Raw genomic sequence first — 6,819 nt, forward strand, 5'->3', positions numbered from 1 at the left:
ACTTTGTTAATTGTCATTTGTCATTTGTCATTGTCACGATAATACAAGCATAGAAATAACATTTTCACATCTTATATAATTCTCATTTTCAGCAATATAGATAGAAAAACGATAATCAGTTAACAGATTTTTACGCCCACCTGTTCCAAATCCATTGCCACATGGAAAAGATTTCTTACCTTTGCAGAGGAGAGAGGGAGGAACATTATAGGCAACAAGGCTTTTTATAGGTAACAAGGCTTTTATAGGTAACAAGGTACCAGTTGACAAGTTTTGAATTGCCTTGTAGGGGCGTATCGCATACGCCCGAATGCGTCAACTAATCCACATGGATGTTTTCAGGGCGTATGCGATACGCCCCTACACAAAAAACAAATTATGGAGAAGGAACGAATCATCGAAATCACGTCGCTGGAGCAGCCGGGGGTGGAGCTGTTCGGCGCACTGACCGAGGCACAACTGCGCAACCGGCTGGAACCGGAGAAGGGCGTGTTCATCGCCGAAAGCCCGAAAGTAATCCGCGTGGCGCTGGACGCGGGCTACGAGCCGCTGGCGCTGCTGTGCGAGCGGAAGCACCTTGCGGGCGACGCCGCCGACATCCTTGCCCGATGCCCGGACATACCCGTCTACACCGGCGGACGCGAGCTGCTCGCCCGGCTTACGGGCTATACCCTGACACGCGGCGTGCTCTGCGCCATGCGCCGGCCGCCGGTGAAAAGCGTGGAAGAAGTATGCGGCGGGGCACGGCGCATCGTGGTGATTCACGGGGTGACCGACACGACCAACATCGGTGCCATCTTCCGCTCTGCCGCCGCATTGGGCATCGACGGGGTGCTGCTCACCCCCGACTCGTGCGACCCGCTGAACCGCCGTGCCGTGCGTGTCTCGATGGGCTCGGTGTTCCTCATTCCGTGGACGTGGGCCGACGCTCCCCTCGCCGCCCTGCACCGCCTGGGCTTCCGCACCGCCGCCCTGGCACTCTCGGACGACTCCGTCCCGCTCGACACGCCTGCCCTCAAGCAAGAACCGCGGCTGGCACTGGTGATGGGCACCGAAGGCGACGGGCTTCCGCACGCCACCATCGCCGAAGCCGACTACACGGTGCGCATCCCGATGGCGCACGGGGTGGACTCGCTCAACGTGGCGGCAGCATCCGCCGTAGCGTTCTGGGAGCTGCGGACGATTTGAATTTACGATTTGGCGATTTACAATTTACGATTTACAATATACGATTTTGCGATTTTGAAACGCAGATTTTCGCAGCTCACACTTCAAATGATTTAGAAGCCGTGCGGGATATAAAAAAAGAAGTCCTCTTTACCCTGCAATACCGGCAAATTTTCGTACCTTTGCACCGGAAACAGACTAACGCATAAACTTCAACACATATCGAATATGGCACTGGTAAACGAACATTTCCTGAAATTGCCGAACAACTACTTCTTCTCCGACCTGGAAAAGAAAGTCAACTTGTTCAAGGTGACCCATCCCAAAGCCGACCTTATCCGGCTGGGTACAGGAGATGTCACCCTGCCCCTTCCACAGGCGTGCACCGAGGCAATGCACCGCGCTGTCGACGAACTGGCACACGCCGCCACCTTCCGCGGCTACGGGCCCGAAGAAGGATACCCGTTCCTTATCGATGCCATCATCAAACACGATTATGCGCCACGCGGCGTGCATCTGGAACGCAGCGAAATCTTTGTGAGCGACGGGAGCAAAAGCGACACAGGACACATCGGCGACATCCTTCGCCACGACAACAGCATCGGAGTGACCGACCCTATCTATCCTGCCTACATCGACTCGAACGTATCGTGCGGACGCGCAGGCGAGCTTTTGGCGGGAGGGAAATGGAGCAATGTAATTTATATGCCCTGCCTGCCAGAAAACAATTTCATCCCTCCCATCCCCGACCATCGTGTCGATATTATTTACTTATGCTACCCGAACAACCCTACCGGTACCGTGCTGGACAAATCCGAACTGAAAAAATGGGTGAACTACGCCCTCGAAAACGATACCCTCATCATCTTCGACGGTGCCTACGAAGCCTATATCCAACACGCCGGCATCCCTCACTCCATCTATGAGATAAAGGGAGCACGCAAAGTAGCTATCGAGATGCGCAGCTTTTCGAAAACAGCCGGTTTTACAGGTGTGAGATGTGGCTACACGGTTATCCCGAAAGAAGTGACCGGAGGCACACTGGCAGGGAAACGCATCCCCCTGGGCCCCCTGTGGAAACGGCACCAGGAAACGGTATTCAACGGCACCTCCTACATCACCCAGCGTGGAGCGGAAGCCATCTATACCCCCGAAGGAAAAGAACAGGTAAAAGCCCATATCCAATATTACATGAACAACGCCCGCATCATGAAGCATGCACTTACCAGCATCGGACTGAAAAACACCGGAGGCGAAGACGCGCCCTACCTGTGGGTCAAAGCTCCCGACGGAATGTCATCGTGGAAGTTCTTCGAAAAACTACTGTACGAAGCGCAGGTGGTGACCACTCCGGGGGTAGGTTTCGGCCCAAGCGGGGAAGGCTACCTGAGACTGACCGCCTTCGGCGAAAAAGAACGCATCCAAGAGGCGATGCAACGCCTGTGCAGATGCCTGTAACCGGAATTTCATCAAACAGAACATAAACAAGAAACAACAGAGGTAATTATTATGTCAAAACTAAGATTCAGAGTAGTAGAAAAAGCTTTTCATAAAAAGCCGGTCGAAGTGGTCCCTCCATCGGAACGCCCCAGCGAATATTTCGGCAAATACGTGTTCAACCGTGAAAAGATGTTCAAGTACCTGCCCAGCAAGGTGTATGCCAAACTGACAGACGTCATCGACAACGGTGCGGCGCTCGACCGCAGCATCGCCGACGAGGTGGCGGCAGGAATGAAGAAATGGGCCATCGAGCTGGGTGTCACCCACTACACGCACTGGTTCCAGCCCCTGACCGAAGGTACGGCGGAAAAGCACGACGCCTTCGTGGAACACGACGGCAAAGGCGGCATGCTGGAAGAATTTTCGGGCAAACTACTGGTACAGCAGGAAGCCGACGGCTCATCGTTCCCCAACGGAGGCGTGCGTAACACGTTCGAAGCCCGCGGATATAGCGCCTGGGACCCCTCGTCGCCAGTTTTCGTGGTAGGCGACACCTTGTGCATCCCCACCGTCTTCATCGCCTATACGGGCGAGTCGCTCGACTACAAGGCACCGCTTCTGAAATCTATACAGGCGGTCAACAAATCGGCACTGGATGTCATGCACTACTTCGACCCTTCGGTGAAAAAAATCATCACCTACCTGGGCTGGGAGCAGGAATACTTCCTGGTAGACGAAGGACTGTATGCCGCACGCCCTGACTTGCTGCTGACCGGCCGCACCCTGATGGGCCACGAGGCTTCGAAGAACCAGCAGCTGGAAGACCACTATTTCGGTGCCATCCCGCCCCGCGTGGCCGCTTTCATGAAAGACCTCGAAATCCAGGCACTGGAACTGGGCATCCCCGTCAAGACCCGCCACAACGAGGTGGCTCCCAACCAGTTCGAGCTGGCTCCCATCTATGAGGAATGCAACCTCGCCGTAGACCATAACATGCTCATTATGTCGCTGATGCGCAAAGTGGCACGCAACCATGGTTTCCGCGTGCTGCTCCACGAAAAACCCTTCAAGGGCATTAACGGCTCTGGCAAGCACAACAACTGGTCGCTGGGTGCCGACAACGGCACATTGCTGATGGCTCCGGGCAAAACTCCCGAAGAAAACCTGCGCTTCATCACCTTCATCGTCAATACGCTGATGGCGGTATATCACCACAACGGCTTGCTGAAAGCCTCTATCATGAGCGCTACCAACGCGCATCGCCTGGGAGCACACGAAGCACCTCCGGCAATCATCTCCTCCTTCCTCGGCACACAACTGAGCAAGGTGCTCGACCACCTGGAAGAAAGTACCAACAGCGACCTGATAGCCCTGGGCGACAAACAGAGCATGCGCCTGGATATCCCGCAAATCCCCGAACTGCTCATCGACAATACCGACCGTAACCGCACCTCGCCGTTTGCCTTCACCGGCAACCGCTTCGAATTCCGTGCACCGGGCTCGGAAGCCAACTGTGCCAGCGCAATGATTGCCCTGAACACCGCCGTGGCAGAGCAGCTCATCCAATTCAAAAAAGACGTAGACAAACTGATAGAAGACGGCGAACCGAAAATCTCCGCCATCATCGAGGTGGTGCGCCGCTACATCAAGGAGTGCAAGCCCATCCGTTTTGACGGCAACGGCTACAGCGAAGAATGGAAAGCCGAAGCGGCACGCCGCGGACTGGATTGCGAAACCAGCTGCCCGCTCATCTTCGATAATTACCTGAAACCGGAAACCATCCGGATGTTCGAATCGACCGGCGTGATGAACCGTAAGGAGCTGGCGGCACGCAACGAAGTGAAATGGGAAATGTACACCAAGAAAATACAGATTGAGGCACGCGTGTTGGGCGATCTGGTGATGAACCACGTGGTACCCGTCGCCATCGAATACCAGACCAAACTGATAGACAATGCCTATAAGATGAAGTCGCTCTTCGATGCCGACGAAGCCACCCGCCTCTCATCCGAAAACATCGCCATCATCAAACAGATAGCCGAACACACCGGATACATCAAGGAGCACGTGGACGCAATGGTGGAAGCCCGCAAAGTAGCAAACAAAATCACCGGCGAACGCGAAAAGGCTATCGCCTATCACGATACCATCGCCCCCATGCTGGAGCAGATACGCTACCACATCGACAAGCTGGAACTGATTGTGGACGACCAGATGTGGACGCTCCCGAAATACCGTGAACTGCTATTCGTAAGATAATCTCTTTAAGGTGACTAGGTACTAGGTACTAGGTGACGAGGTACTAGGCGACGAGGTACTAGATACCATTAGCAAAACTATTCAGAACCTTGTCACCTAGTACCTAGTCGCCTAGTCACCTTGTCAACTATAAAACAGACCAAAATGGAATGGTTATACGATTTGTTTTTTGAGCAGACCGCCCTACAGGCGGTTATCATCATTTCCCTGATTATCTCCACAGGGCTTGCCTTGGGGAAAATACATGTTTGCGGCATCTCGTTAGGGGTGACATTTGTGTTTTTCACGGGTATCCTTGCCGGTCATTCAGGACTTGCCATCAATCCCCAGATGCTGAACTATGCCGAAAGTTTCGGACTGGTATTATTTGTTTATGCACTGGGGCTGCAGGTCGGACCGGGATTCTTCAGTTCCCTACGCCAGGGTGGATGCCAACTGAACCTGCTGGGACTGGGGGTCATCTTACTGGGCACGATAATGGCAATCGTGCTGACCTTGTTCACCCCCATCTCGATGTCGGACATGGTGGGAATCCTTTGCGGAGCCACCACAAACACACCGGCACTGGGAGCTGCACAACAAACATTGAAACAACTGGGCGAACCTACCAGCGGTGCCGCACTGAGCTGTGCCGTCACCTACCCGCTGGGAGTGGTAGGAGTGATTCTTGCCATCGTAGCGGTAAGGAAACTGTTCGTACGCCCTTCCGATATGGAAGAGCATCCGCACGACGACCCTAACCACACCTATATCGGTACCTATCAGGTACACAATCCTGCCATCTTCGGCAAAAGCATCCACGAACTGGTGCATATGGGTTATTCCAAGTTTGTCATCTCCCGCCTGTGGCGCGACGGACAGGTGTGTATTCCCACTTCCGACAAGGTGCTGCAAGAGAACGACCGCCTGCTGGTAGTGACCACCGAAAAAGACGTGGAAGCCCTGACCATCCTGTTCGGCGAACAAGAACAGAAGGACTGGAACAAGGAGGATATCGACTGGAATGCCATCGATAGCCAGCTTATCTCGAAACATATCGTTATTTCCCGTCCCGAAATAAACGGGAAAAAGCTGGGTTCGCTCCGCCTGCGCAACGTGTATGGCATCAATATCAGCCGTGTGCTGCGCAGCGGTGTACAACTGCTTGCCACCCCCGAACTGGTATTACAACTGGGCGACCGCCTGACCGTGGTGGGCGAAGCCGCAGCTATCAAGAATGTGGAAAAAGTATTGGGCAACACCGTAAAAACCCTGAAAGACCCCAATCTGGCTTCTATCTTCATCGGCATCGTGCTGGGACTGATAGTCGGCTCCATCCCCATCGCCATCCCGGGCATATCGACACCTGTCAAGCTGGGACTGGCAGGAGGACCAATCGTCGCCGGCATCCTCATCGGCTCGTATGGCCCACGCCTGCACATGCTGACCTACACCACCCGCAGCGCCAGCCTGATGCTACGTGGCATCGGACTTTCCCTGTATCTTGCCTGCCTTGGACTGGATGCCGGAGCACATTTTTTCGAAACCGTGATGCGTCCGGAGGGTGCTTTATGGGTTGGTATCGGATTTATTATTACCTTTGTACCCGTAGTGATTATGGCACTGGTGGCATTACGGTGTTTCCACCTCGACTTCGGAAACACCTGCGGCATGCTCTGTGGAAGTATGGCAAACCCAATGGCACTGAACTATGCCAATGACATCATCCCGAACGATAACCCTGCCGTGAGCTATGCCACGGTCTATCCGCTGGGGATGTTCACCCGTGTCATCATCGCCCAACTGATACTGATGTTGTTTTTATGAATATATATACAATTAATAATTAACAATTAACAATTAATAGTTAGAAGCTGTTTTGAATTTATCGTGCGATGATTTGGGATGAGTTTTTGAGGCATTTTTGCTTCTGTGATGAGGAAGATAGCGGGCTATCTGACGAAGAACAGGAGC

4 protein-coding genes are annotated in these 6,819 nt (G+C 53.6%); all 4 read left to right on the forward strand.

The genetic code is table 11. The features are described from left to right. Positions 1–378 precede the first annotated feature (378 nt). The 4 genes from B5F71_RS18000 to B5F71_RS18015 all read left to right on the forward strand — a co-directional run bounded on the left by B5F71_RS18000 (position 379) and on the right by B5F71_RS18015 (position 6,672). Positions 379–1,188, forward strand: a complete 810-nt coding sequence (locus tag B5F71_RS18000) for an RNA methyltransferase (RefSeq protein WP_087213089.1) — start codon at positions 379–381, stop codon at positions 1,186–1,188. 207 nt (positions 1,189–1,395) lie between these two features. Further along, complete coding sequence (locus tag B5F71_RS18005; RefSeq protein ID WP_022038935.1) at positions 1,396–2,625, forward strand: LL-diaminopimelate aminotransferase; 1,230 nt, start codon at positions 1,396–1,398, stop codon at positions 2,623–2,625. 51 nt (positions 2,626–2,676) lie between these two features. Further along, complete coding sequence (locus tag B5F71_RS18010) at positions 2,677–4,866, forward strand: glutamine synthetase III (RefSeq protein WP_087213092.1); 2,190 nt, start codon at positions 2,677–2,679, stop codon at positions 4,864–4,866. 144 nt (positions 4,867–5,010) lie between these two features. Further along, a complete protein-coding gene (locus B5F71_RS18015; protein ID WP_087213095.1) occupies positions 5,011–6,672 on the forward strand; it encodes a putative transporter in 1,662 nt (553 codons plus the stop codon). Positions 6,673–6,819 lie beyond the last annotated feature (147 nt).

This window comes from Bacteroides sp. An269, assembly GCF_002159755.1.
GTDB classification, from domain to species: domain Bacteria; phylum Bacteroidota; class Bacteroidia; order Bacteroidales; family Bacteroidaceae; genus Phocaeicola; species Phocaeicola intestinalis.

Excerpts from the sequence above, each read along its gene's own strand:
- B5F71_RS18000 (WP_087213089.1), top strand. The coding sequence starts at position 379 with ATGGAGAAGGAACGAATCATCGAAATCACGTCGCTGGAGCAGCCGGGG.
- B5F71_RS18005 (WP_022038935.1), top strand. The coding sequence starts at position 1,396 with ATGGCACTGGTAAACGAACATTTCCTGAAATTGCCGAACAACTACTTC.
- B5F71_RS18010 (WP_087213092.1), top strand. The coding sequence starts at position 2,677 with ATGTCAAAACTAAGATTCAGAGTAGTAGAAAAAGCTTTTCATAAAAAG.
- B5F71_RS18015 (WP_087213095.1), top strand. The coding sequence starts at position 5,011 with ATGGAATGGTTATACGATTTGTTTTTTGAGCAGACCGCCCTACAGGCG.